Consider the following 25,730-nt stretch of genomic DNA (forward strand, 5'->3'; position numbering starts at 1 on the left):
CCCGCGAAGGCGGCTTGGCAGGCGCTACAGATCTTTCAGAATATCGGCCTGCTTTGCATCCCGGGTCATGCGCTTACATTGGAAGTCGTTCTGCCGGAGCTGCCGAAGGCTGCGATCTTGGCAATAGACCCGACAATCGAGTCTCCTCCTGCAACCACGCAAAAAATGCCCGCACCGGTGGATGCCGTTCACGTCCCGGTACGCACAGTGCGCTGTATCCGGCCCCGTCGACCTGGATGTCCCCTCGATAAGGCAACAGCAAGCCGTTGGCCACACTTTCCGACACCAGGATGTTGCTCGCCAGCACCAGCCCTTGCCCGGCAATGGCGGCTTGCAAGGCGTAATGTTCTTCGTCGTACTCGCGAACCGCCGGTTGCGCGGCCAGCCAGTTTTCGCCGGACTGCGCGCACCAGGCCTCCCAGCCGTGGGCGTACAGCTTGGAATTGTGCCAATGCACGCTGATCAGGGTCGGTACGCGACCGGACGCCAGGGCCACCTGTTCAGGCGAGCCATAAACCCCGAAGGATTCGTCGAACAGGCACAAACCATACAGGTTCGGGTAATCGTCGAGGCTGTAACGCAGCACCAGATCGACGCTGGCGTCCTGATGCAAATCGATCACTTCGCAGTGAGTGTCCAGGCGCAGGTTGATGTTCGGATGGCGGGCGTAAAACCGCCCCAGACGAGGCACCAGCCAGAGGGCGGCGAAGGCGGCCGTGGTGGAAATCGTCAGGTTCGTGCCGCTGCGTTGCGGGCGCAAGGTATCGACGCTTTGCGCCACTTCCAGCAGGGCGCCATGCAGACTGCGGAACAGCCGTTCGCCGGACTCGGTGAGGCGCACCTGCCGCGGCAACCGTTCGAACAGCGGCACGCCGAGCCAGTTTTCCAGGGCGCGGATCTGGTGCGAGACCGCCGTCGGCGTCACGGAGAGCTCTTCGGCGGCGGCCTTGAAACTCAACAGGCGCGAGGCGGATTCGAAGGCGCGCAGGGCGGTCAGCGGCAACGAGGCAAACATTTTGGAACTCCATGGCTGAAATTAATTCATCCGGACTGATTTTTGTTCATTTGAGGAAGAGTAGCTGCAGGCTTCAAGCTGCAAGCCACACGCAGTTTGAGTTTAGTCTTCAGGAGATTGAGATGAGTAATATTCTTGCCATTCATGCCAGCCCCCGTGGTGATCGTTCACATTCGCGGCGTCTGGCCGAGGTGTTTCTTTGCGCCTGGCAAGCCCGCAACCCGCAGTCGCAACTGACTCGCCGTGAAGTCGGTCGGGCGTTGATTCCGGCCGTCAATGAAGCGTTTGTGGCCGCCGCTTTTCAGCCGGAACCCGAGACGCGAACGCTGTCGATGCAGGCCGATCTGGCACTGAGCGATGAATTGGTGGGGGAGTTGCTCGGCCATGATCTGTTGGTGATTTCCACACCTATGTACAACTTCAGCGTGCCCAGCGGCCTCAAGGCCTGGGTCGATCAGATTGTGCGGCTCGGGCTGACGTTCAATCACACCCTGGACAACGGCATCGCGCAATACGAGCCACTGGTGCAGGGCAAAAAGGCGTTGATCGTCACCAGTCGCGGCGGGTTCGGCTTCGGGCCGGGTGGTGAACTTGAAGCGATGAACCATGCCGACCCGTTTTTGCGCACCGCGCTGGGGTTCATTGGCATCACCGACGTCACCGTTGTTGCCGCCGAGGGTGAAGAGTCCGCCGAGCGCACCTTCCAGGTGTCTTTGGTCGAGGCCGAGCAGCGTTTGCTGGCGCTGGCCAGGGAATTCTAAATGGCCTGGTTGTTCCTGCTGATCGCCGCCGGGTTCGAAGTCACTTTCGCCATGGGCATGAAGTATGCCGAAGGCTTCACCCGGCTCTGGCCGTCAGTGATTACCGTGGTGGCGGCGGTCGGCGGAATTTACTTCCTGACTTTGGCCATGCGCGAATTGCCGGTGAGCATCGCCTACCCGATCTGGACCGCCATCGGTTCACTGGGCACGGTGTTTCTGGGCTTTGCGCTGCTGGGCGAAAGCCTGACCGCGCTCAAGCTGGTGTCGGTCGGGCTGATCGTGGCGGGGGTGGTGGGGTTGAAGTAAGCGATGTCATAGACTGGTCGTTGAGTTGCCATCTTGGGTGACGATGCTTGGCTGACGCCTTGCATCCAGCCTTGCTTCACCTCACCAGTCACAAGGATGTTCATCCATGTCGCAAGGTTCCGCCACGCGTTACCCGTTGGTATTGGTCCCGGGGATGCTCGGGTTTATCCGTTTGCTGCTTTATCCCTATTGGTACGGAATCATTCCGGCGCTGCGCCGGGATGGGGCGACTGTGATTGCGGTGCAGGTCTCGCCGCTCAACTCCACCGAGGTGCGTGGCGAGCAATTGTTGGCACGGATCGAGGAGATCCTGCGCGAAACCGGGGCCGAGAAGGTCAACCTGATCGGCCACAGCCAGGGCTCGCTGACCGCCCGCTACGCCGCGGCTAAACGCCCGGATCAAGTGGCTTCAGTGACCTCGGTGGCCGGGCCGAATCATGGCTCGGAGCTGGCGGACCATCTGCACACCCATTATCCGGCTGACAGCGCCAAAGGCCGGCTCCTGAGCTTTTTACTGTGGTTGATCAGCGCGCTGATGTGCCTGCTGGAAACCGGCTATCGCGGGCCGAGACTGCCGGTGGATATCCCGGCTTCGCACCAATCCCTGACCACCGCGGGCGTGGCGTTGTTCAATCAGCGTTATCCACAGGGGCTGCCTGACACCTGGGGCGGGCACGGCCCGGAAGTGGTCAATGGCGTGCGTTATTACTCCTGGTCCGGGACGTTACAACCGGGCAAGACCGATCGCGGGTGCAACCTGTTCGACGGCACCAACCGCAGTTGCCGATTGTTTGCCAGGACCTTCGTGCGTGAAGCGGGGCATTGCGACGGAATGGTCGGGCGTTACAGCTCGCATTTGGGGACGGTGATCGGTGATGAATACCCGATGGATCACTTCGATATCGTCAACCAATCGCTCGGGTTGGTGGGCAAGGGTGCAGAGCCGGTGCGGTTGTTTGTCGAGCATGCGGCGCGGTTGAAAGCGGCTGGGGTTTAGCAGTCAAACCGCGTTATCGTTCATCGCGGGCAAGCCACGCTCCCACAGGTTTTGTGTCGGACGCCGGCAATGAGGACGACGCCAAACCTGTGGGAGCGAGGCTTGCCCGCGAAGGCGTCCGGTCAGGCAATACTGACCTTTCGGCCCAGCGCCGTTGTCCAGCGCTCCGACAAAATCACCCCACCCAACGTCAACACCCCACCCACCAGGTGATACAACGCCAACTGCTCATGCAGCACCACCGCCGCAATCAGCGCGGTGATCAACGGCAGCAGATTGAAAAACAGCGTGGTCCGGCTTGGTCCCAGGCGCACGACGGCCTGCATCCACGCCAGCGGCGCAAGCATCGAGGCCAGCAGGCAAGCGTAGAGCACCAGCGGAATGTTGTGCAGGGTCGGGCCGATTTTCGGTGAGGCGAGGAACAGCGGAAACAGCACAACCACCGCGACCAACACCTGCAAATACAACAACACCAGCGGCGGCAAACGCAGCTGCCATTTTTTCAGCAGGGTGCTGTAAATCGCATACGCCAGCGTGGCGATCAGCATCATCGCGTCACCCAGGTTCACCCCGTGTTCCAGCAACGCGCCAAGGCTGCCGGACGACACCACCACCAAAACACCGGCAAACGAAAGCACCGCGCCGGCCAGTGCTCCGGCGGTCAGGCGTTGGCCGAGGCTGACAATCGCCATGGCCAGCGACATCAACGGCATCAGCGACAGAATGATCCCCATGTTGGTGGCTGAGGTCAGCGTCGCGGCGAAGTAGGCCAGGCTTTGATAAACCGCCATACCGAGTACGCCGAGGATGGAAATCCTGCCCAGGTTCGGGCGGATCAACGGCCAGTGAGCGATCACCGGTTTAAGCATGAAAGGCGTGAACAGCATTGCGGCCAGCAACCAGCGGTAGAAGCCGATTTCGGCGGGAAAGATCGCGCCGACCGCGAGTTTGTTGATCACGGTGTTGCCGGCCCAAATGAAAATGGCCAGCAGGGGATAAGCGTATTGCATCGGAAAAAACCAGAACGTTAATGAAGGGTGATTATCCGCTTGTCTGAATCAATGCCTATACTTCGATCCAGACAACCTGCCTCTGATTCCGGACAGCATGAACAGCAAACACATCGACCTGCTGGATTTCAGCGAGCTGCCGGCCCCGGTCTATTTCCGTTATGCCGACTTCAACACCCATGAATACGCCTCGGCCCACCATCACCCTTGGGGGGCACTCTCGAGTACTCGGCCAATGGGGTCCTGCACATGGAAATCGGCAGCCGCCGCTTCATGTCGCCGCCGCAATACGCGGTGTGGGTGCCGCCCGGGACCGAGCACAGTTTCTATAGCAATCAGCCGATCAACTATCGCGCGGTCTGCCTTGCGCCGGCGCTGTGCCGCGATCTGCCGCAGCAGGCTTGCACCCTGGCGATCAGCAACATCCTCAAGGCGATCCTGAAAGACTTCGCCGCCCGCGATGTGAAAATTCCCGAGCACGATGCTGACAAGCGTCTGGCTCAAGTGCTGGTGGACCAACTGCAACAGGCGCCGATGCATGAGTGTTATTTGCCTTACGCCAGCAGTCCCGGGTTGCTTGGAATTCTTGAGGCCTTGCAGGCCGAGCTTGGGGATAACCGACCATTGGCGCACTGGGCCGCGCAAATTCACGTCAGCGAACGCACGTTGGCCCGGCAGTTTGTTCGGGAGTTGGGTATGAGTTTCGGTGAGTGGCGGCAACGGTTGCGGTTTCTGGAGGCGATCGAGGCGCTGGACAGCCAGCGCAGCATTCAGGAAATCGCCTTCGACATGGGGTACAGCACCGGCTCGGCATTCATCGCGATGTTTCAGCGTCAGGCCGGGTGCACACCTGAGCAATATCGGCGCAGCCACCTCGATAGCAGGTGAACGTGTACAGGCTTTGTCTACACTCCGAAACAAGGCCGCATCCCTCGATGCGGTAACAAGGAGAACACTCCATGAAGATGTTGCGTGCCCCGTTGTTGATGGTCGGTTTGCTGCTCTGCTCCCAGGGTTTCGCCGCCACTGCCCAGCAGAACAAAATGACCACCTGCAATGCCGACGCTACCGCAAAAAGCCTCAAGGGCGACGAGCGCAAAGCCTTCATGAGCACCTGTCTCAAAGCCGCGCCGGTCGCCGATGCCGCCAAGCCCATGACCCCTCAGCAAGAAAAGATGAAAACCTGCAACGCCACCGCCGCCACCCAGGCCCTCACGGGTGATGCGCGTAAAATCTTCATGAGCGATTGCCTGAAGAACAAATAAACAGGGTGGGAGCGAGCCTGCTCGCGATAGCATCAACTCGGTCCTGCGTGATACCGAGTCGCCTGCATCGCGAGCAGGCTCGCTCCCACAGGTTCGTGTTTGCTCGCTTCGGCGCCGGATCGCTGGCAGACTGCCAATCCTTTTACGTCGTTCGTTTTGAGGCTGTATGTCCGCGTTTTCTCAGCGTCAGGTCTTGTTGCTTATCAGCTGGGTCATCATTTTTGGTGGTTTGCTGCTGGTACTCCCTCTGCGATTACTGCCCAGCCTGCTGGCCGGGTTGTTGGTGTTCGAACTGGTCAACATGCTCACGCCGCAATTGCAGCGGTTGATCGAAGGCCGCCGCGCGCGCTGGTTGGCGGTGGCGTTGCTGGGGACATTGGTGGTCAGCGTGCTGGCGCTGATCTTTGCCGGTGCGATCAGCTTTCTGCTGCACGAGGCGGAAAACCCTGGCGCTTCTCTCGACAAATTCATGGTCGTGGTCGACCGCGCACGCGGGCAGTTGCCGCCGTTCATCGACGCTTATCTGCCGGCCAGTGCCGCCGAGTTTCGCGTGGCCATCGGTCAGTGGATGAGCAAGCACCTCAGCGATTTGCAATTGGTGGGCAAGGACGCGGCGCACATGTTCGTGACGCTGCTGATCGGTATGGTGCTGGGGGCGATCATTGCCTTGCAGCGAGCGCCGGATGTGACCAAGCGCAAACCGTTGGCCGCGGCACTGTTCGACCGCTTGCACCTGTTGGTCCAGGCATTTCGCAACATCGTTTTCGCCCAGATCAAGATTTCCCTGCTCAACACCTTTTTCACCGGGATTTTCCTCGCGGTGGTCCTGCCGATGTTCGGGATCAAGCTGCCACTGACCAAAACCCTGATCGTGCTGACTTTCCTGCTCGGCCTGTTGCCGGTGATTGGCAACCTGATCTCCAACACCTTGATCACTATTGTCGGTTTGTCGCTGTCGATCTGGGTGGCGGTGGCGGCGCTGGGTTACCTGATTGTTATCCACAAGCTGGAATACTTCCTCAACGCGCGCATCGTCGGCGGGCAGATCAGTGCCAAGTCGTGGGAGTTGCTGCTGGCAATGCTGGTGTTCGAAGCCGCGTTCGGACTGCCTGGGGTGGTAGCGGGGCCGATTTATTACGCGTATTTGAAGAGTGAATTGAAGCTGGCGGGGATGGTTTAACAGCAGCTACAAGCTGCAAGCTTCAAGCTTCAAGCTTCAAGTGCTCTTGCTTGCAGCTTGCGGCTTGCAGCTTGTAGCTGCTCCTCATCCATAACGCTTGGCCGCCTCGATCGCCAAGCCACTGCCGATGCTGCCGAAGATGTTGCCTTCCACATGCTGCGCATTCGGCAACATGGCCGAGACGCTGTTGCGCAGCGCCGGAATTCCGCTCGAACCGCCGGTGAAGAACACGGTGTCCACCTGATCGACCCGCACGTTAGCGTCCGCCAGCAATTGGGTCACGCTGTTGCGCACTCGCTCCAGCAAACTATCAATGGCTGATTCGAACAGTGCCCGGCTCAGTTCCACACTCAAACCCGGCTCGATCCGGTCCAGTGGCACATGGCGGCTGTCGGCGTGGGTCAGCTGGATCTTGGTTTCTTCCACTTCCATGGCCAGCCAATGCCCGGCGCGCTGGTCGATCAGCTTGAACAGGCGATCGATGCCGCCGGTGTCTTCGATGTCGTAACGCATGCTGCCCAAGGCCAGGGTCGACTTCTGCGAGTACACCGAGTTGATGGTGTGCCAGGTCGCCAGGTTCATGTGGTGGCTGGTGGGCATGTAGGCGCCACTCTTCATCCGGCTGCCATAGCCGAACAGCGGCATCAGGCCTTGCAGGCTTAACTGCTTGTCAAAATCGGTCCCGCCGATGTGCACGCCACCGGTGGCGAGAATGTCGTCGTGACGATTGTCGTGATTGCGGCGCTCAGGCGACAGGCGCACCAGCGAGAAGTCCGAGGTACCACCACCGATGTCCACAATCAGGACAAGCTCTTCTTTTTCGATGGTCGACTCATAGTCGAACGCCGCCGCAATCGGCTCGTACTGGAAAGACACATCCTTGAAACCAATGGCGCGGGCCACATCCACCAGGGTGTTTTCCGCTTCCTGGTCGGCCATTTCATCGTCGTCGACGAAAAATACTGGCCGGCCCAGCACCACTTCCTCGAATTCCCGACTGGCGGCAGCCTCGGCGCGTTTCTTCAACTGGCCGATGAACAGCCCAAGCAGGTCCTTGAACGGCATCGCCGTGCCGAGCACGCTGGTGTCGTGCTTGATCAGTTTGGAACCCAGCAGGCTCTTGAGCGAGCGCATCAGCCGGCCTTCGTAGCCTTCCAGGTATTCGTGCAGCGCCAACCGGCCGTACACCGGGCGGCGTTCTTCCATATTGAAGAAGACCACCGAGGGCAGGGTGATCTTGTCGTCCTCCAGCGCGATCAGCGTTTCCATGCCGGGGCGCAGCCAGCCGACGGTGGAGTTGGACGTGCCGAAGTCGATACCACAGGCACGGGCTGGAGATGCGTTTTTCATGTCTTTCAAGTTCCGGTTAAAAAACGGCCGCGCAGTGTATGTCAGTGCGGCGAAGATTCGAAGGCCGACTATCCGTTAAATCATCGTGATCAACGCTTGAAAGATGGCCAATCACCCCCAAACTTCCCTGCATAGGCTTGGCAACCCCTGGGGCGACTGCAAGAACCGCGCCCTGCTGCCGATAAACTTCTGATGCGCTGCCCGGTCACAAACTTGAGATCGGTCAATCCAAATGCTGTAAACAAGAGCATGCTGTGCCTGGCTGCGCGATTTCGATAATGGATGGTGATTCCCTCGATGGACTTCAAAGACTATTACAAGATTCTCGGTGTGGAGCCGACCGCGGACGATAAGGCGATCAAGGCCGCCTATCGAAAGCTGGCGCGCAAATACCACCCCGACGTCAGCAAGGAAAAGGATGCCGAGGCCAAGTTCAAGGACGCTTCGGAAGCCTATGAAGCGTTGAAAAGCGCCGACAAGCGCGCCGAATACGACGACTTGCGCAAGTACGGTCACCATGGCCAGCCTTTTCAGGGGCCACCGGGTTGGCAGAGCCGCGGTGGGTTTGGTGGTGGTCAGGACGCGGGCGATTTTTCGGACTTCTTCAGTTCGATCTTCGGCAACCGGGGTCCGGGTTTCGGTGGTGGTGGACGGTCGGGCCATAGCGCCGGGCGTCGAGGGCAAGACGTGGAAATGGAATTACCGGTTTTTCTGGAAGAAACCCTCTCGACCGAATCGAAGAAAGTCAGCTTCCAGGTGCCGCATTACAACGCGGCCGGCCAGCATGTCAGCAACACCAGCAAAAGCCTGAACGTGAAGATCCCCGCTGGCGTGACCGACGGCGAGCGCATCCGCCTCAAGGGCCAGGGCGCTCCGGGCATCGGTGGCGGACCCAATGGCGACTTGTACCTGACCATCCGTTTTGCGCCGCACCCCAAGTTCGACGTCGAAGGCGAAAACCTGATCATCACCTTGCCGCTGGCGCCGTGGGAGTTGGCATTGGGTACCGAAGTGGCGGTGCCGACCCTCACCGGCAAAATCAACCTCAAGGTTCCGGCCGGCAGCCAGAATGGCCAGCGCATGCGCGCCAAAGGCCACGGTCTGCTGCACAAGCATGGTCACCGCGGCTATCTGTTCGTGCAGCTCAAGGCCGTGATGCCGAAAAAACTCGACCATGACGTCAAAGAATTGTGGGAGGAACTGGCGAAAAAAGCCGCTTTCAATCCGCGAGAGAATTTTTGATTCCGAGATAGAGATAAGGAGGAGCCAATCATGAGCGAGCCCGTGATCGTTCTATTGGACCTGGCAGAATTCTGTGAGGCGGCCGAACTTTCGGTCGTGCATGTGAGCGAAATCGTCGAGCACGGCATCCTCGAACCTCAGGGAACACAGCCCAAGGATTGGCGCTTCACCGATTATGAGCTGCTGCTGGCCAAGCGCGCTGCCAAGCTGCGGCGCGACCTGGAGCTGGAATGGGAAGGCGTCGCCCTGGCGCTGGACCTGCTGGAAGAAGTCCAGCAACTGCGTGCCGAAAACCGCATGCTCAAGCAGCGGTTGGGGCGGTTGGTGGTCGAATAGCGTGGTGAGGGGGCAAGCCCCCCCACCACGGGGCCTCATACCTTTCTGGGCAAGACCACAGTAAACATCGTGCCATCGGCCTCATTGGAGCTGACGTCGATCGTCCCTTGATGGGCCTTGACCACTTCCTTGACGATGAACAGTCCCAGACCCAGGCTGGTGGTTGACCCGTTGAGTTCTTCGTCGGCACTGCGTACCAGCGGATCGAAAATCGTGGAGAGCGCCTCGGGTGCAATCGGCGCACCGTCGTTGTGTACGGTGAGCCGAACGCTGTCCGCTTCGCCCCTGAGGGTCAGCTTGACCGCGTTGTTGTTCGAACCGTGTTGCAAGGCATTGCCGATCAGGTTCTGCAGCATCTGATCGAGCCTTCGGCCATCCCACACACCATGGGTATCGCCTTCGATGCTCAATTGCGTATCGCATTGCGGATGAGCGGCGCAGGCCTGGGCAATCGCATCACGCGCCGTATCGGCCAGATCCATGGGCGCCGGTTCGATCGGCAGGCTCTTGCCCAGGCGACTGCGGACCAGCTCCAGCAAATCGCTGACCATCACCGCCATGTGGCGGGTGCCCCGCTTGATGTGGAGCGCACAGGTCAATGCGTCGCCCTCAAGGTTGGTTTTACGCATCAGTATTTCGGTGGACATGCTCACCGCTTGCAGCGGTGCGCGCAGGTCATGGCCAAGAATTGCCAGAAAAATGTCCCGGGAATGATTGACCTGCTCGGCATAGGCCGCCGTGGATTCGGCCAGGGCTTCGTCGATCGCTTCGTTGAAACGGATCATGTCCTGGAAATAGGCCAGGTCCGGCGAGTCCAGGCTGTTGACCCACAAGCGGATCACACACGCGCGCAAATGGCGAAACTCGCTGGTCATCTGCACCAGGTCGAAGCCCACGGTATGTCGCAGCTCGCCATGACTGGCGCCGGCTTCGTCCAGGCTCGGGGTTTTCTCCGGACCTTCGCCCCTGGCTTTTGCCTGCTGTTCGCTGGCGGACTGGGGTTTGTTCATATCCCGCGCAGCCGCCAGCAGGATTGCCCGCGAATGGTCGCGCAACCCGGTTCGATCCATATTTGCAGTGGCCGGAGTGATCGATCTGGCGAACTGCTCCCATTCATCGACGATACGGTCTACGTTCTGAACGATGAAATCACTGAGGCGCATGGGCGATTACCTGCGGCGCAAGGGGCGGGAGTGGCATCTTAGCCCTATATCGGTCGAGCAATTGCTCAAGCAGATGCACGGGCGACGCGAGGGAACCTGTGGCGGTAAGTCAAGACGCGGAGCAACGTCCTCAGAGGATGTTCATCGCGTCTTGACTTACCAACAGGGTTTCAGAGAATTTAGAACAGGAAATAGCGCTGCGCCATCGGCAACACATCCGCCGGCTCACACCACAGCAACACCCCGTCGGCCTTGACCTGATAGGTTTGTGGATCCACATCGATGGTTGGCAGGTAATCGTTGTGGATCAAGTCGGTTTTCTGCACGTCACGGCAACCTTTGACCACGGCGATTTTCTTTTTCAGGCCCAACGTTTCGGGCAAACCGGCCTCCTGCGCCGCCTGGCTGATAAACGTCAGGCTGGTGGCGTGCAGCGAGCCGCCGTAACTGGCGAACATCGGGCGGTAGTGCACCGGTTGCGGCGTCGGGATCGAAGCATTGGCATCGCCCATCAAACTCGCCGCAATGGCTCCGCCCTTGAGAATCAACGTCGGTTTGACCCCGAAAAACGCCGGGCGCCAGAGCACCAGGTCCGCCCATTTGCCCACTTCCACCGAGCCCACTTCATGGCTGATGCCGTGGGTGATCGCCGGGTTGATGGTGTATTTGGCGATGTAGCGTTTGGCCCGGAAGTTGTCGTTGCCTTCGCCATCCTGTGGCAGCGGGCCGCGCTGCTTTTTCATTTTATCGGCGGTCTGCCAGGTGCGCGTGATGACCTCACCGACGCGGCCCATGGCCTGGCTGTCGGAGCTGATCATCGAGAAGGCGCCGAGGTCGTGGAGGATATCTTCGGCGGCGATGGTTTCGCGGCGGATGCGGCTTTCGGCGAAAGCCACGTCTTCGGCAATGCTCGGATCCAGGTGGTGGCAGACCATCAGCATGTCGAGGTGTTCGTCGATGGTGTTGCGGGTGAACGGCCGGGTCGGGTTGGTCGAGCTCGGCAATACGTTGGCAAAACCGCAGGCCTTGATGATGTCCGGGGCATGGCCGCCGCCGGCACCTTCGGTGTGGTAGGTGTGGATGGTGCGGCCCTTGAAGGCGGCGAGTGTGGTTTCGACGAAGCCCGACTCGTTGAGGGTGTCGGTATGGATTGCCACTTGTACGTCGTACTGATCGGCCACGCTCAGGCAGTTGTCGATGCTCGCCGGGGTGGTGCCCCAGTCTTCATGCAGCTTGAGGCCGATGGCGCCGGCCTTGACCTGTTCGATCAACGGCTCCGGCAGGCTGGCGTTGCCCTTGCCGGTGAAACCGATGTTCATCGGGAATGCATCGGCGGCCTGAAGCATGCGCGCCAGGTGCCAGGGCCCGGAGGTGCAAGTGGTGGCATTGGTGCCGGTGGCCGGGCCGGTGCCGCCGCCGATCATGGTGGTAACGCCGCTCATCAACGCTTCTTCGATCTGTTGCGGGCAAATGAAGTGGATATGGGTGTCGATGCCGCCGGCGGTGAGGATCATGCCTTCACCGGCGATCACTTCAGTGCTGGCGCCGACCGCGATGGTCACGTTCGGCTGGATGTCCGGGTTGCCGGCCTTGCCGATGGCGGCGATACGCCCATCCTTGAGGCCGACGTCGGCCTTGACGATGCCCCAATGGTCGATGATCAGGGCGTTGGTGATCAGGGTGTCAACGACTTCGGCGGCCAATAACTGGCTCTGGCCCTGGCCGTCGCGGATGACTTTGCCGCCACCGAATTTCACCTCTTCGCCATAAGTGGTGAAGTCCTGTTCCACTTCGATCCACAGCTCGGTGTCGGCCAGACGGACCTTGTCACCGACAGTGGGGCCGAACATGTCGGCGTAGGCTTGTCTTGAGATTTTCATGCGCTTGCCTTGGGATTCAATGATCGTTCCCACGCTCTGCGTGGGAATGCCGCCATGGACGCTCTGCGTCCGCCGTTATGTGACGCGGAGCGTCACGGGATGCATTCCCACGGGGAGCGTGGGAACGATCAGTCAGTCGAGATCACCCATGATCCTGCCGGCAAACCCGAACACCCGGCGATGCCCGGCCAGGTCTACCAGCTCGACCTCGCGGCTCTGCCCCGGTTCGAAGCGCACGGCGGTGCCGGCGGGGATGTTCAGGCGCATACCGCGGCTGGCGGTGCGGTCGAAGGTCAGGGCGTCGTTGGTTTCGAAGAAGTGATAATGCGAGCCGACCTGGATCGGCCGGTCACCGCTGTTGGCCACCTTCAGGCTGAGGGTGCGGCGGCCGACGTTGAGTTCGATGTCGCCGGGCTGGACCTGGTATTCACCGGGAATCATCAATGGGCTCCTTGGAGAATCTTGTAATAAAGGGCCGTCGGTTTGTAGCGGCCGTTCGGGTCGCAGGCGTAGTCGGGGATTTCGCCGGCGCGGGTGTAACCCAGGGCTTTGTAAAAGTCTTCGGCCGGGGAACCGGCCTCGGTGTCGAGGTAGAGCATGCCCCGTTTGTGCTGGCGGGCCGCGAGCTCAACGGCATGCATCATCTGTTGGCCCAGGCCGCGACGACGGGCGTGTTCACGCACCAGCAGTTTCTGCACTTCGGCGCGGTTCAGCCCATTGGCTTTCTGGCACAACGTCAATTGCACGCTGGCCTGTACCTGTTCGTCCTTGACCACCACCCAGAGCAGCACGGTGCCTTTGTTCAGGTTCTCCTGGACTTCATCGAAATAAGCTCGGGCCTGGGTCGCATCCAGATCCGCCATGAAGCCGACACTGGCGCCGTAGCCGACGGCGTCGAGCAGCAAATCAATCAAACCCTGACGATAGTGCGCAAAGCTTTCAACATTGACGCGGCGCAGTTGGGCGGCGTTCATGGGTATCACTCCTTGTGGGAACCCGGTGGCATTGCGCCCGGGTCGAGGATCAGTTGCATGAAGGTCAGGTCCAGCCAGCGGCCGAACTTGGTGCCCACCTGCGGCATTTGGCCGGTGACGACGAAACCGGCCCGGTCGTGCAGGCGGATCGAGGCGCCGTTACCGCTTTCGATGGCGGCGACCATCACGTGTTTGTTGCAGCCTTTGGCGCGTTCAATCAGGGCGTCCATCAGTTGCGGCCCGAGGCCATTGCCCCGCTGATCGTTGCGCACGTACACCGAGTGCTCGACCGTGTGGCGGAACCCGTCGAACGGGCGCCAGTCACCGAATGAAGCGTAGCCGAGTACGCTGTTGTCGCCGTCGACGATCACCAGCACCGGATAGCCCTGGTCTTGCCGGGCGTTGAACCAGGCCTGGCGGTTGCCCAGGTCCACGGCCTGTTCGTTCCAGATCGCCGTGGTGTTGAGCACGGCGTCGTTGTAGATGTCGCGGATCGCTGGCAGGTCGGCGAGCAACGCATCGCGGATGTGGTAAGTCATGGCGCGGCCTCAGGCGATCGGTTGGTGAACGGTGACCAGTTTGGTGCCGTCGGGAAACGTCGCTTCGACCTGGATCTCCGGGATCATTTCCGGGATGCCTTCCATCACTTGTTCACGGCTGAGCAGGGTGGTGCCGTAATGCATCAGCTCGGCCACGGTCTGGCCGTCACGCGCGCCTTCGAGCAACGCCGCGGAAATATAGGCCATGGCCTCCGGGTAATTGAGCTTCACGCCGCGAGCCAAACGCCGCTCGGCCACGAGGCCGGCGGTGAAGATCAGCAGCTTGTCTTTTTCGCGTGGGGTCAGGTCCATCGTTTGGAATCCATAATCGGCAGTTAAAAAGTTCACTCCCCCTATAGGAGCGAGGCTTGCCCGCGAAGAACGATAACGCGGTCCTCCAGTTAAACCGAGGCGCTCCCTTCGCGGGCAAGCCTCGCTCCTACAGGGTGGATTGTGTTCAGGTGCTCCATATTCTGGGCGGGACGGCTTCTCGCCCCAGCAACGCCGGGCGCAACAACCGCCACAAATCAATCAGCCAACCACGTGCCAACAGCGCCTCACTGGCCAGGCATCGGGCGACCAAAAGCCCCGGCAATTGCGTCAGATCCCCGCGTACGTCATTGGGCAGCGAGCGGCACTTCTCCAGCAATTCGCTATCGATTTCACCCGTCACCAGCAACGTCGCAAACACCGGTTGGCCGTCCAGCCCTATCGGCGAATCCAGCAAACCATCATTCCCGACAATGCGCTGGCGTTCGTGCCAGAGCAACTGGCCGTCGCGGCGGATATCCAGGTGCGCCTGAAAATGCCCGAGGTCAAAGCGCTCGCCACTGGCCGGGCGACCCAGCGCCACCACGTCCCAGTAGAACAGCTGCGCATTGCCCTCAAGCTCGATGCTCGTGCTGAGCTCTGCCTGAGCATCGCTGAAAATGATCGTCTCTTGCGGCAGCCATTCCAACGTAGCACCGGCGGCCACGCGCAGGTCGAGTTTCTGATAAGCCGGCCCGGCCGCGCGGTACCACTTGGCGGCGCCGGGGCTGGTAATTTGCGCCCAGGCGTCTGGGCCGACGCTGGCCGAGATGTCCAGCCGATCACCACCGGCAATCCCGCCCGGCGGATGAACGATGATGTGCTGACACACCTGGGGGCCTTCGGCATACAAATGCTTCTGCACCCGCAGCGGGCCTTTGTGGCGGCGCTGCACCGGGCGCGTGCTGTCGCCGAAACGGGCATAGCCCAGTTCCAGCTCGGCATGCCAGCAGGGGGTGAACAGCGTGATGGGGGCCGGTAAATTCATGATTTCAATTAATCGCCAGGAGGCTGCAGGTTAAATCGTAACCAGTCCACGGACACCCTCGGCATCCATGTTTTCACCGCGACCCTGCTGCACGATCTCGCCCCGGGACATGACCAGGTACTGATCGGCCAGTTCGGCGGCGAAATCGTAGAACTGCTCCACCAGCAGAATCGCCATGTCGCCGCGCGCCGCGAGCTGCTTGATCACCGCACCGATTTCCTTGATCACCGACGGCTGAATGCCTTCGGTGGGTTCGTCGAGGATCAGCAGCCGTGGACGACTGGCCAGTGCTCTGCCGATCGCCAGTTGCTGTTGTTGACCACCAGACAAGTCACCGCCGCGCCGCTGTTTCATTTGCAGCAACACCGGGAACAGCTCGTAGATGAATGACGGGACTTCCTTTGCTTCAGCGCCGGGAAAGCGTGAGAGGCCCATCAACAGGTTTTCTTCCACGGTCAGTCGACCAAAGATTTCCCGGCCCTGAGGCACGTAAGCGATGCCGGCATGTACCCGTTGGTGCGGCTTGAACGTGGTGATCGGTTTGCCTTCCCAGTTCACCGCGCCTTCCTTGGCCGGCAGCAACCCCATCAGGCATTTGAGCAGGGTGGTCTTGCCCACGCCGTTGCGCCCGAGCAGGCAGGTGACCTCGCCGACCTTCACCTCAAACGTCAGGCCCCGCAGGATGTGGCTACCGCCGTAGTACTGGTGAAGGTTTTTGACCTGTAGCATCGGAACTCCGTTAGTAGGGCTTCAAGCGGCAAGCTTCAAGCTGCAAGTAAGAGCGGGTCGGTGTATGGTTTTGCTTTTTTCTTACCGCTTGAAGCTTGCGGCTTGCAGCTGGCCGATTCACCGACCCAAATAGACTTCAATAACTCTCTCGTCGGCCTGCACCTGTTCCAGCGACCCTTCGGCCAGCACGCTGCCTTGGTGCAACACGGTGACGTGGTCGGCAATCGAGCCGACGAAGCCCATGTCGTGTTCCACCACCATCAGCGAATGCTTGCCCGCCAGGCTCTTGAACAGCTCGGCGGTGAACTCGGTTTCGGCGTCGGTCATGCCCGCCACCGGTTCGTCGAGCAACAGCAGTTGCGGGTCTTGCATCAGCAACATGCCAATTTCCAGAAACTGCTTCTGACCGTGGGACAACAACCCTGCCGGGCGATTGACCGAGGCCGTCAGGCGGATGGTTTCCAATACTTCGCTGATGCGATCTTTCTGCTCGCCACTGAGACGAGCCCGCAGGCTGGCCCATACCGACTTGTCGGTCTTCTGCGCCAACTCCAGGTTCTCGAACACGCTCAAGGCTTCGAACACCGTCGGCTTCTGGAACTTGCGGCCAATACCGGCCTGGGCAATCTGCACTTCACTCAACTGCGTCAGATCCAGGGTTTCACCGAACCAGGCTTTGCCATGAGTTGGGCGAGTCTTGCCGGTGATCACGTCCATCAACGTGGTTTTGCCCGCGCCGTTGGGGCCGATGATGCAGCGCAATTCACCGACGCCGATGTACAGGTTCAGATCGTTCAGTGCCTTGAACCCATCGAAGCTGACGCTGATGTCTTCCAGGGTCAGGAGGGTACCGTGGCGAGTGTTCAGGCCAGGGCCAACGCGTTGGCCGAGGCCGATGGCATCGCGGCTGCTGCCGGCGTCCCTGTTGGGCTCCAGCGGCGGAAAGAACGCCGGCTCAAGCATGAATTCAGCCGTTGCAGTCACTCTCATTGCTCACCCCTTTTGTTCAGCAACCCGATCACGCCTTTGGGCAGGTACAACGTCACCACGATGAACAGCGCACCGAGGAAAAACAGCCAGTACTCCGGAAACGCCACGGTGAACCAACTCTTCATCCCGTTGACCACACCCGCGCCGAGCAGAGGACCGATCAACGTGCCGCGACCACCGAGGGCTACCCAAACGGCGGCTTCGATGGAGTTGGTCGGCGACATTTCACTCGGGTTGATGATCCCGACTTGCGGCACATACAGCGCACCGGCCAGGCCGCACAATACCGCGCTCAACACCCAGACAAACAACTTGAAGCCGCGTGGATCGTAGCCGCAGAACATCAGGCGATTTTCCGCATCGCGCAACGCGGTCAGCACCCGGCCGAACTTGCTTTGCGCCAGCCGCCAGCCGATGAACAGGCTCGCCACCAGCAGCAACACCGTGGCGAAAAACAGCACAGCACGCGTGCCCGGTTCGGTGATGCCAAACCCGAGAATGGTGCGGAAGTTGGTGAAGCCGTTGTTGCCGCCAAACCCGGTTTCGTTGCGGAAAAACAGCAACATCCCGGCGAAGGTCAAGGCCTGGGTCATGATCGAGAAATACACGCCCTTGATCCGTGAACGGAAGGCGAAAAAACCGAACACCAACGCCAGCAGTCCAGGCGCTAACACAACAAGACACATGGCCCAGAGGAAGCTGCTGGTGCCGGTCCAGTACCACGGCAATTCGGTCCACGACAGGAACGTCATGAACGCCGGCAAGCCATCGCCCGAGGCCTGGCGCATCAGGTACATGCCCATCGCATAACCGCCGAGGGCGAAGAACAGACCGTGACCCAAGGACAGCAGGCCGGCGTAACCCCAGACCAGATCGAGCGCCAGGGCGACGATGGCGTAGCAAAGGATTTTGCCCACCAGGGTCAGCGTATAAGCCGAGACATGAAAAGTGCTGTCCGCCGGCAACAACGACAGCAATGGCAACGCCATCAGCAGAACGAGGATTACCGCACCGACAGCAATCGTGACTTTGGGGCCGGCCTTTTGTGTGGCCGTGAGCATCAGGGGCTGGTTCATCAGTCGATCACCCGTCCTTTCAGTGCGAAGAGGCCTTGCGGACGTTTCTGAATGAACAGAATGATCAGCGCGAGGATCAGGATTTTGCCCAGCACCGCACCGATCTGCGGTTCGAGAATTTTGTTGGCGATGCCCAGACCGAAGGCGGCCAATACGCTACCGGCCAATTGGCCGACACCGCCGAGCACCACCACCAGGAACGAGTCGATGATGTAGCTTTGGCCGAGGTCCGGACCGACGTTGCCGATCTGGCTGAGGGCTACTCCGCCAAGGCCCGCAATGCCAGAGCCTAGGCCGAAGGCGAGCATGTCCACACGCCCGGTCGGTACGCCGCAGCAGGCAGCCATGTTGCGGTTTTGAGTGACGGCACGCACGTTCAAACCGAGGCGTGTCCTGTTCAGCAGCAGCCAGGTCAGCACCACCACAAACAAGGCGAACGCGATGATCACGATGCGGTTGTACGGCAGCACCAGATTCGGCAGCACCTGAATCCCGCCCGACAACCACGCCGGGTTGGCCACTTCAACGTTCTGCGCGCCGAACACCAGGCGCACCAACTGAATCAGCATCAGGCTGATGCCCCACGTGGCGAGCAGGGTTTCCAATGGGCGGCCATAGAGGTGACGAATCACCGTGCGCTCCAGCGCCATGCCAATCCCGGCGGTGACAAAAAACGCTACCGGCAAAGCAATCAGCGGGTAAAACTCGATGGCCTGCGGGACGAAGCGCTGGAACATCAGCTGCACCACGTAAGTCGAGTAAGCGCCGAGCATCAGCATCTCGCCGTGGGCCATGTTGATCACGCCGAGCAGGCCGAAGGTGATCGCCAACCCGAGGGCCGCCAGCAGCAGAATCGAACCGAGGGACATGCCGCTGAAGGCCTGGCCGAGCATCTCGCCGATCAGCAATTTGCGTTTGACCTGGGCCAGGCTGGTTTCGGCGGCGGTGCGCACATTGGCATCGGCCTCGACGCCGGGTTCGAGCAACCCTTCCAGGCGGGTGCGGGCCAGCGGATCGCCGGTTTCACCGAGCAAGCGCACAGCGGCGAGGCGCACGGCCGGATCGGTGTCGACCAATTGCAGGTTGGCCAGCGCCAGGCTCAGGGCAGCGTGAACGCTTTCGTCTTTTTCGCCCGCCAGCTGCTGGTCGAGGAATTTCAGCTGTGCCGGTTTGGCGCTTTTCTGCAATTGCTGCGCGGCGGCCAAGCGGATTTTGGCGTCGGCGGCGAGCAATTGGTGGCTGGCCAAAGCGGTGTCGATCAGACCGCGCAGGCGATTGTTCAGGCGCAGGTTTTTTGCTTGGCCATCGACCGTCAATTCGCCTTGTTGCAGGGCGTTGATCAGTTCGATACGAACCGGATCGGGCTGCGCGGCCCAGGTTTCCAGAAGTTTGGCTTGCTGCACGGGATTGGCCGCGACGAAATCTTCGGCGTCGCCGGCGTGGGTGGCCATCGGTAGTAACAGCGCGACGGCGAGGATCAAGCGGTAAAGGGCAGTGGGCATAACGAGTGTCCTGTATTGATCGTTCCCACGCTCCGCGTGGGAATGCAGCCCGGGACGCTCCGCGTCCCAAAGCGGACGCAGAGCGTCCGTTGAGGCATTCCCACGCAGAGCGTGGGAACGATCAGGCTAAGCGGGGTGAATCAGTTGCTCTTCACCGCATAGTCCGGCTTCTTGTCGTTGCCCTGAATGAATGGGCTCCACGGCTGGGCGCGGATCGGCCCTTCGGTCTGCCACACCACGTTGAACTGACCGTCGGCCTGAATCTCGCCGATCATCACCGGCTTGTGCAGGTGGTGGTTGGTCTTGTCCATGGTCAAGGTGTAACCGGACGGCGCGGCGAAAGTCTGGCCGGCCAGGGCTTCACGGACTTTGTCGACGTCGGTGGACTTGGCTTTCTCGGCGGCTTGCGCCCACATGTGGATGCCGACGTAGGTGGCTTCCATCGGGTCGTTGGTCACCGCTTTGTCGGCGCCCGGCAGGTTGTGTTTCTTGGCATAGGCTTTCCAGTCGGCGACGAATTTGTTGTTCTGCGGGTTCTCGACCGACTGGAAGTAGTTCCACGCCGCGAGGTTGCCCACCAGCGGTTTGGTGTCGATGCCACGCAATTCTTCTTCGCCCACGGAGAAGGCCACGACCGGAACCTCGGTGGCTTTCAGGCCCTGGTTGGCCAACTCTTTATAGAACGGCACATTGGAGTCGCCGTTGACGGTGGAGATGACGGCGGTCTTGCCACCGGCGGAGAATTTTTTGATGTTGGCGACGATGGTTTGATAGTCGCTATGGCCGAACGGGGTGTAGACCTCTTCGATATCCTTGTCCGCCACACCTTTGGCGTGCAGGAACGAGCGCAGGATTTTGTTGGTGGTGCGCGGGTAGACGTAGTCGGTGCCGAGCAGGAAGTAACGCTTGGCGCTGCCGCCTTCTTCGCTCATCAGGTATTCCACCGCCGGAATCGCCTGCTGGTTTGGCGCTGCGCCGGTGTAGAACACGTTCGGCGACATTTCTTCGCCTTCGTACTGCACCGGGTAGAACAGCAGGCCGTTGAGCTCTTCGAACACCGGCAGTACCGATTTGCGCGACACCGATGTCCAGCAACCGAACACCACCGCCACTTTGTCCTGAGTCAGTAACTGCCGGCCCTTTTCGGCGAACAGCGGCCAGTTCGATGCCGGGTCGACCACCACCGGCTCCAGCATCTTGCCGTTCACACCGCCCTTGGCGTTAATTTCGTCGATGGTCATCAACGCCATGTCTTTGAGGGAGGTTTCGGAGATCGCCATGGTGCCGGACAACGAATGCAGAATACCGACCTTGATGGTCTCGGCGGCCTGGACCGTCCAGGCCATGCCCATCGCGGCAATGCTTGCCGATAGTGTGAAAGCCTTGATCAAACTGCGACGCTTCATTGTGCGATCTCCATGAACGTTAAAGTTTTTTATGGTTGGCAGATGCGGACGACTGAAGGGTCTTTAGCAAGGGCTGTGCCCGGTCGGGGAAGGGCAAGCAAATGTCGTAGTAGAGCGGTTGCGCGGGTTTGGCGGCGCACCACGAAGGATCGCGTTTGGCGCATGGGTGCAACGAGGTGCGCCACATTGGGGCGTAGGTGTCGTGTGCTGGCGAAATCGCTGGCCAGGACACTTGCATTACCGTAGGAGCTGTCGAGTGAAACGAGGCTGCGATCTTTTGATCTTAAAAAATCAAAGTCAAAAGATCGCAGCCTCGTTTCACTCGACAGCTCCTACAGAAGGCGTAGAGAAGAGGTTAGCGGCGGCGCATCAGGCCGATGAAGAACAACCCGCCAATCGCGGCAGTGGCGACGCCGATGGGCAAGTCTTCCGGGGCGATCAGGGTGCGGGCGGCCACATCGACCCAGACGAGGAACAAGCTGCCCAGCAACACGCACACCGGCAGCAATCGCCGATGCTCGGCCCCGACCAACCGCCGCGCGATGTGCGGCACCATCAGCCCGACGAAGCCGATAGACCCACTGATCGACACCAACACCCCAGTCATCAGTGAGGCAATCAAAAACACCCACAAACGCACGGTGCGAGCATTCAGCCCGAGGGTCACAGCCGTCTGTTCGCCGGCCATCAGCGCATTCAACGGCCGGGCCATCCCCAGCAGCAACACCAACCCAAGCAACACACTCGCCGCCGGCACCGCGAGCAATTCCCAGCGCGCCAGCCCGAGACCGCCAAGCATCCAGAACATCACCGCGGAACTGGCGCGATGGTCGCCCAGAAACAACAGCAGATTGGCAATCGCCATCATCACGAACGACACCGCCACGCCGCACAGCAACAGTCGATCACTGTCGAGCCGGCCATTGCGATTGGCGATCATCAGCACCACCAGCATGCTCAGCAGCGCGCCGATAAACGCCGCAATCGGCAAGGTCAGCAGGCCTGCGATTTCACCGACATGCAGCACCACGATCACCGCGCCGAGGGTCGCGCCGGAGGTCACACCGAGCAGGTGCGGATCCGCCAGCGGATTGCGCGTCACCGCTTGCAGCACCGCGCCGATCAACGCCAGGCCAGCGCCCACCAGCGCGCCGAGCAACATGCGCGGCACGCGGATCAGCCAGACGATGTGTTCCTGGCCGGCCGTCCAGTCCGGAACACCGAAACCAGAAATCTTGTGCAGCAGAATCCGCCACACCACCTCCACGGGCACCCGCGCCGGGCCGAAACCCAGCGACACCACGCACGACACCAGCAACAGTGCGCCGAGGGCAATCAGCAACCAGGCATAGCGACGATCGATCATTCGCCGTGGAAACCCTTGGCCAGGCTATCGACCGCCAGCACGTTGTCGATCCCCGGCGTGGCCTGCACGTAAGGGATGACGATGAAGCGCTGGTTCTTGATCGCGTCCACCGATTGCAGGGCCTTATTGTTCAGCAGGAATTGCTCCTTCTGCTGCGCGGTGACTTCGCCGTAATCAACGATCACGATCACTTGCGGATTGCGCTCGACCACGTTTTCCCAGTTGACCCGGGTCCAGCTCGCCTCGACGTCGTCGAGAATATTGCGCCCGCCGGCAGCGTCGATCAGCGCCTGCGGCATCCCTAGACGACCGGAAGTCATGGCCCGGTCTTCACCACTGTCGTAGAGAAATACCCGTGGCTTGTCCATCGGCAGACCCTTGCGGATGTCGGCGACCTGCGCCTGCATCCGGGCGATCACAGCGTTGGCGCGGTCCTGCACGTCGAAGACTTTCCCGAGATTGCGCAGGTCGTTGTAAGTGTCTTCCAGGCTGGCCAGTGGGCGCGGCATGACGAAGGCGCAGGACTCGGTGAGTTCGTACACGTTGATGCCCAGCGGCTGCAGGGTTTGCGGGGTGAGATCACCGCCGACGCGCATGCCGTAATCCCAACCGGCGAAGAAGAAATCGACGTTGGCGTTGAGCAGGGTTTCCACTGACGGGTACTTGGCCGCCAGTTCCGGCAGGCCATCAAGGATGGTCTGCATCTGGGGCGTCACCGACTTCCAGCCCGTCACGCCGCTGTAGCCGGCCATCTGCGGTTTGAGGCCGAGGGCGAGCATCATCTGGGTCATGTTGATGTCATGGCTGACCGCGTGTTTCGGCGCTTGCTTGAACGTCACTTCGCGGTTGCAGCTCTGGACGGTCAGCGGGTATTTCGTGGCTTCGGCGAAAGCGTGGGCACTGCCCAGCAACAGAACGACGCAAAGCAGGGAACGCAAAGTCATGATTGGGTTATCCAGGTGATTCGTGGGTAGCCGTGCAAGGGATGGTCGTCGATCAGGGCGTCGACGCCGAACACGTTGTGCAAAAGCTGGGCGGTCAGGACTTCTTTGGGTGGGCCGCTGGCCACAATGCGACCGTGATTGATCACGTACAGCCGGTCGCAAAAAGCCGCCGCCAGATTGAGGTCATGGATGCTCGCCAGCGTGCCGATCTGCAGACGCTTGACCAATTGCAACAGCTCCAGCTGATAGCGCGGGTCGAGGTGATTGGTGGGTTCGTCGAGGATCAGCAATTGCGGTTGTTGGGCCAGGGCGCGGGCGAGGATCACGCGCTGTTTTTCACCACCGGAAAGCGTGGCGAAGGCGTGGTCTTCGAAGCCTTTGAGGCCGACCGATTCGAGGGCATGAGCCACCCGTTTTCGGTCCTCAAGGGTATCGCCATCAAACAACCCTTTGTGCGGCGTACGGCCCATGGCGACCACTTCATCCACGGTCAGGCCGAAGGCGTCGGGGAACTCTTGCAACACCACCGCGATGCGTTGCGCACACCAGCGTGAGGATTGCTTCCAGACATTGTGATGCTCCAGCTTAACCTCGCCGCTTTGCGGTTTGCTGAAGCGATAGGCGCACCGTAACAGGCTGGTCTTGCCGCTGCCGTTGGGGCCGATCAACCCGACGAATTCGCCAGCGGCCACGTGCAACGATGCATCACGCAGCTGGAACTGGTGGTGGCAGTGGCCGTGGCCCAGGGGTGTCCAGGCGAGGTTCGTGAGGTTCAGCGAGGTCATGCATTTCTCTTGGGAGTTTTGCTGTGGCTGATGACGCCTTCGCGGGCAAGCCTCGCTCCTACAGGGTTTGTGTCGTGCGCAATATTTGTGATCGACACAAATCCTGTAGGAGCGAGGCTTGCCCGCGAAGAGGCCCTATGCTTCAGAGATAAGCGCCAGAAGTCTATAGATCCTTCTAAAACGCGCATCTCGCCTGCTTCATGATGAAGCTGAAGTGGATTCAGTTTGCCGACTCAAACGCGACAGCAGCACCCGATCCAACACCCAGACCACCACCAGCGAAGCCCCCACCAACGGAAACATCACCGCCAACCCGAACATGATGACCATCGCGGTTTTCCATTTCGGCAGGTCGTGACGCAACGGCGGTACGCCGAATTTGCCCTGCGGCCGGCGTTTCCACCAGATCACCACACCGCTGACGGCACTGAGCAAAATCATCAGGCAGATCAGCAGCACGATGATCTGATTGAACGGGCCGAACATCTTGCCTTCGTGCAGCATCACGCCGACTTCGGTGGCCCGGGCGACGTTGCTGTAATGCTGCCAGCGCACGTCGGCGAGGACGTCGCCGGTGTATTGGTCGACATGCAGGGTGGCGTCATTGCGCGGGTCGTCGGCGAACACCGCGATGGTGAATACACCGGTGGCCGTGGTGGGGAAGGTGATGCTGTAGCCAGGTTCGACCTTGCGCTGCACGGCGATGTCTTGCACGTCTTGCAGGCTGATGGTCGGCGCTGCCGGGCCGGCTTGGGTGGCGGTGTGCGCCATGTGTTCGGCGTGGTCGCCGGACATCGGCATCGGCGTGTTTTCCATCGCCCAAGGCACGGTCTGACGCGTGGCGCTGTTGAGGCTGCGGGCCTCGACGTCGGATTTGGGCACGTCATTCCACATGGCTACCGGGAAGCGATTCCAGAGGTCGGCGTATTGCTTGCCCCAGAACCCGGTCCAGGTCATGCCGCTGAGCAGCATCACCAGCAACAAGGCCGCGCCCCAGAACCCGGTCACCGCGTGCAGGTCGCGCCAGAGCACTCGACCACGACTGTTCATGCGTGGCCAGAGAATCCCGGCGCACTGGCCGCGTGGCCACCACAGAAATACCCCGGAAACCACCAGCACCACGCCCCAACCGGCGGCCAGTTCCACCAGCCGGTCACCGACGGTGCCGATCATCAATTCGCCGTGAATCGAGCGTGCTATCGCTTGCAGATTCTTCTTCGCGTCTTGTTCGCCAAGGATGTCGCCGTGGTACGGATCGATGAACACGTTCAGTTCATGACCTTCATTGATCACCACAAATTGCGCACTGCGTTCGGCGTTGAGCGGCGGCAGGTATTGTTTGATCTGGCCCAGTGGATACGCCTCTTTCACCCGCTTGAGCAGTTCATCGGCGGAGACCGTGTGATGAGCAGGCGGGACATTCAGCAGGCTGCCGTACATCAACGGGTCGAGTTGCGGTTTGAACAGGTAAATGATGCCGGTCAAGGCCAGCATCACCATGAATGGCGCGACGAACAGACCGGCATAGAAATGCCAGCGCCAGGCCAGGTTGTAGAAATTCGGTTTGGGCTGTTTCATTTGTGTGCTCCGCTTGGCGATTCATTTGTCTTGAAAAGA

The 25,730-nt window shown here is 60.5% G+C and carries 26 protein-coding genes and 1 pseudogene; 8 read left to right on the plus strand and 19 right to left on the minus strand.

Going from position 1 to position 25,730, the window contains the following annotated elements; translation table 11 throughout:
• Positions 1 to 73 precede the first annotated feature (73 nt).
• A complete protein-coding gene (locus BZL43_RS20830) occupies positions 74 to 1,015 on the minus strand; it encodes a LysR substrate-binding domain-containing protein (protein WP_095634045.1) in 942 nt (313 codons plus the stop codon).
• A gap of 122 nt (positions 1,016 to 1,137) precedes the next feature.
• Between BZL43_RS20830 and BZL43_RS20835 the strand changes: the two genes are divergently transcribed.
• The 3 genes from BZL43_RS20835 to BZL43_RS20845 all read left to right on the plus strand — a co-directional run bounded on the left by BZL43_RS20835 (position 1,138) and on the right by BZL43_RS20845 (position 3,079).
• A complete protein-coding gene (locus BZL43_RS20835) occupies positions 1,138 to 1,776 on the plus strand; it encodes an FMN-dependent NADH-azoreductase (RefSeq protein WP_095634046.1) in 639 nt (212 codons plus the stop codon).
• On the plus strand, positions 1,777 to 2,082 hold the full coding sequence (locus BZL43_RS20840; RefSeq protein ID WP_007903452.1) for a multidrug efflux SMR transporter: 306 nt from the start codon (positions 1,777 to 1,779) through the stop codon (positions 2,080 to 2,082).
• 106 nt (positions 2,083 to 2,188) lie between these two features.
• The gene (locus BZL43_RS20845) at positions 2,189 to 3,079 is read left to right on the plus strand and encodes a triacylglycerol lipase (protein WP_095634047.1); all 891 of its coding nucleotides are present in this window, start codon (positions 2,189 to 2,191) and stop codon (positions 3,077 to 3,079) included.
• A 122-nt stretch (positions 3,080 to 3,201) separates the two neighbouring features.
• Here the strand turns inward: BZL43_RS20845 and BZL43_RS20850 are convergent, their stop codons facing one another.
• Positions 3,202 to 4,089 carry a DMT family transporter gene (locus BZL43_RS20850; RefSeq protein WP_095634048.1) on the minus strand — a complete coding sequence of 296 codons (888 nt, stop codon included), beginning with the start codon at positions 4,087 to 4,089 and terminating at the stop codon, positions 3,202 to 3,204.
• Positions 4,090 to 4,186: 97 nt separating this feature from the next.
• Between BZL43_RS20850 and BZL43_RS20855 the strand changes: the two are divergent.
• The 3 genes and pseudogenes from BZL43_RS20855 (at position 4,187) to BZL43_RS20865 (ending at position 6,534) form a co-directional block, all read left to right on the plus strand.
• Positions 4,187 to 4,977, plus strand: a pseudogene (locus BZL43_RS20855) (helix-turn-helix transcriptional regulator).
• A gap of 71 nt (positions 4,978 to 5,048) precedes the next feature.
• Positions 5,049 to 5,354 carry a PsiF family protein gene (locus BZL43_RS20860; RefSeq protein ID WP_095634049.1) on the plus strand — a complete coding sequence of 102 codons (306 nt, stop codon included), beginning with the start codon at positions 5,049 to 5,051 and terminating at the stop codon, positions 5,352 to 5,354.
• A gap of 166 nt (positions 5,355 to 5,520) precedes the next feature.
• Positions 5,521 to 6,534, plus strand: coding sequence for an AI-2E family transporter (locus BZL43_RS20865; protein ID WP_095634050.1), 1,014 nt, complete (start codon positions 5,521 to 5,523; stop codon positions 6,532 to 6,534).
• Positions 6,535 to 6,618: 84 nt separating this feature from the next.
• On the opposite strand, the gene BZL43_RS20870 is transcribed toward BZL43_RS20865, so the two are convergent.
• On the minus strand, positions 6,619 to 7,884 hold the full coding sequence (locus tag BZL43_RS20870; protein ID WP_095634051.1) for an Hsp70 family protein: 1,266 nt from the start codon (positions 7,882 to 7,884) through the stop codon (positions 6,619 to 6,621).
• Positions 7,885 to 8,181: 297 nt separating this feature from the next.
• On the opposite strand from BZL43_RS20870, the gene BZL43_RS20875 reads away from it, so the two are divergent.
• Complete coding sequence (locus BZL43_RS20875; protein WP_095634141.1) at positions 8,182 to 9,126, plus strand: DnaJ C-terminal domain-containing protein; 945 nt, start codon at positions 8,182 to 8,184, stop codon at positions 9,124 to 9,126.
• Positions 9,127 to 9,156: 30 nt separating this feature from the next.
• Complete coding sequence (locus tag BZL43_RS20880; protein ID WP_095634052.1) at positions 9,157 to 9,462, plus strand: chaperone modulator CbpM; 306 nt, start codon at positions 9,157 to 9,159, stop codon at positions 9,460 to 9,462.
• Positions 9,463 to 9,497: 35 nt separating this feature from the next.
• Here the strand turns inward: BZL43_RS20880 and BZL43_RS20885 are convergent, their stop codons facing one another.
• The 16 genes from BZL43_RS20885 to BZL43_RS20960 form a co-directional block, all read right to left on the minus strand.
• On the minus strand, positions 9,498 to 10,625 hold the full coding sequence (locus tag BZL43_RS20885) for a sensor histidine kinase KdpD (RefSeq protein WP_095634053.1): 1,128 nt from the start codon (positions 10,623 to 10,625) through the stop codon (positions 9,498 to 9,500).
• A gap of 179 nt (positions 10,626 to 10,804) precedes the next feature.
• Positions 10,805 to 12,505, minus strand: a complete 1,701-nt coding sequence (gene ureC, locus BZL43_RS20890; protein WP_095634054.1) for an urease subunit alpha — start codon at positions 12,503 to 12,505, stop codon at positions 10,805 to 10,807.
• Positions 12,506 to 12,637: 132 nt separating this feature from the next.
• The gene (locus tag BZL43_RS20895) at positions 12,638 to 12,946 is read right to left on the minus strand and encodes an urease subunit beta (protein WP_095634055.1); all 309 of its coding nucleotides are present in this window, start codon (positions 12,944 to 12,946) and stop codon (positions 12,638 to 12,640) included.
• Positions 12,946 to 13,479 (minus strand): GNAT family N-acetyltransferase, encoded by a 534-nt coding sequence (locus tag BZL43_RS20900; protein WP_095634056.1) that lies wholly within the window; start codon positions 13,477 to 13,479, stop codon positions 12,946 to 12,948. The genes BZL43_RS20895 and BZL43_RS20900 overlap by 1 nt, the downstream gene beginning before the upstream one ends.
• Before the next feature lie 5 nt (positions 13,480 to 13,484).
• On the minus strand, positions 13,485 to 14,018 hold the full coding sequence (locus BZL43_RS20905) for a GNAT family N-acetyltransferase (RefSeq protein WP_095634057.1): 534 nt from the start codon (positions 14,016 to 14,018) through the stop codon (positions 13,485 to 13,487).
• A gap of 9 nt (positions 14,019 to 14,027) precedes the next feature.
• Positions 14,028 to 14,330, minus strand: coding sequence for an urease subunit gamma (gene ureA / locus BZL43_RS20910; protein WP_007937143.1), 303 nt, complete (start codon positions 14,328 to 14,330; stop codon positions 14,028 to 14,030).
• Between the two features lie 145 nt (positions 14,331 to 14,475).
• The gene (locus BZL43_RS20915) at positions 14,476 to 15,315 is read right to left on the minus strand and encodes an urease accessory protein UreD (protein ID WP_095634058.1); all 840 of its coding nucleotides are present in this window, start codon (positions 15,313 to 15,315) and stop codon (positions 14,476 to 14,478) included.
• A gap of 30 nt (positions 15,316 to 15,345) precedes the next feature.
• Positions 15,346 to 16,044, minus strand: coding sequence for an urea ABC transporter ATP-binding subunit UrtE (gene urtE, locus BZL43_RS20920; RefSeq protein ID WP_095634059.1), 699 nt, complete (start codon positions 16,042 to 16,044; stop codon positions 15,346 to 15,348).
• A 117-nt stretch (positions 16,045 to 16,161) separates the two neighbouring features.
• The gene (urtD, locus tag BZL43_RS20925; protein WP_095634060.1) at positions 16,162 to 17,034 is read right to left on the minus strand and encodes an urea ABC transporter ATP-binding protein UrtD; all 873 of its coding nucleotides are present in this window, start codon (positions 17,032 to 17,034) and stop codon (positions 16,162 to 16,164) included.
• Complete coding sequence (urtC, locus tag BZL43_RS20930; RefSeq protein WP_095634061.1) at positions 17,031 to 18,110, minus strand: urea ABC transporter permease subunit UrtC; 1,080 nt, start codon at positions 18,108 to 18,110, stop codon at positions 17,031 to 17,033. Before urtC ends, urtD begins: the two co-directional genes overlap by 4 nt.
• Positions 18,110 to 19,612: an urea ABC transporter permease subunit UrtB gene (gene urtB, locus BZL43_RS20935; RefSeq protein ID WP_095634062.1), complete on the minus strand. Its 1,503-nt coding sequence runs from the start codon at positions 19,610 to 19,612 to the stop codon at positions 18,110 to 18,112. Before urtB ends, urtC begins: the two co-directional genes overlap by 1 nt.
• Before the next feature lie 140 nt (positions 19,613 to 19,752).
• Positions 19,753 to 21,018 carry an urea ABC transporter substrate-binding protein gene (urtA, locus tag BZL43_RS20940; protein WP_095634063.1) on the minus strand — a complete coding sequence of 422 codons (1,266 nt, stop codon included), beginning with the start codon at positions 21,016 to 21,018 and terminating at the stop codon, positions 19,753 to 19,755.
• A 355-nt stretch (positions 21,019 to 21,373) separates the two neighbouring features.
• Entirely contained in the window at positions 21,374 to 22,384 is a 1,011-nt protein-coding gene (locus tag BZL43_RS20945; protein ID WP_095634064.1) for an iron ABC transporter permease, read from the minus strand.
• Positions 22,381 to 23,328, minus strand: coding sequence for an ABC transporter substrate-binding protein (locus BZL43_RS20950; protein ID WP_095634065.1), 948 nt, complete (start codon positions 23,326 to 23,328; stop codon positions 22,381 to 22,383). Before BZL43_RS20950 ends, BZL43_RS20945 begins: the two co-directional genes overlap by 4 nt.
• A complete protein-coding gene (locus BZL43_RS20955) occupies positions 23,325 to 24,113 on the minus strand; it encodes an ABC transporter ATP-binding protein (protein ID WP_095634066.1) in 789 nt (262 codons plus the stop codon). The genes BZL43_RS20950 and BZL43_RS20955 overlap by 4 nt, the downstream gene beginning before the upstream one ends.
• 198 nt (positions 24,114 to 24,311) lie before the next feature.
• Complete coding sequence (locus BZL43_RS20960; protein WP_095634067.1) at positions 24,312 to 25,691, minus strand: PepSY domain-containing protein; 1,380 nt, start codon at positions 25,689 to 25,691, stop codon at positions 24,312 to 24,314.
• Positions 25,692 to 25,730: the final 39 nt, after the last annotated feature.

The organism is Pseudomonas sp. PICF141 (assembly GCF_002286815.1).
Classification (GTDB): Bacteria; Pseudomonadota; Gammaproteobacteria; order Pseudomonadales; family Pseudomonadaceae; genus Aquipseudomonas.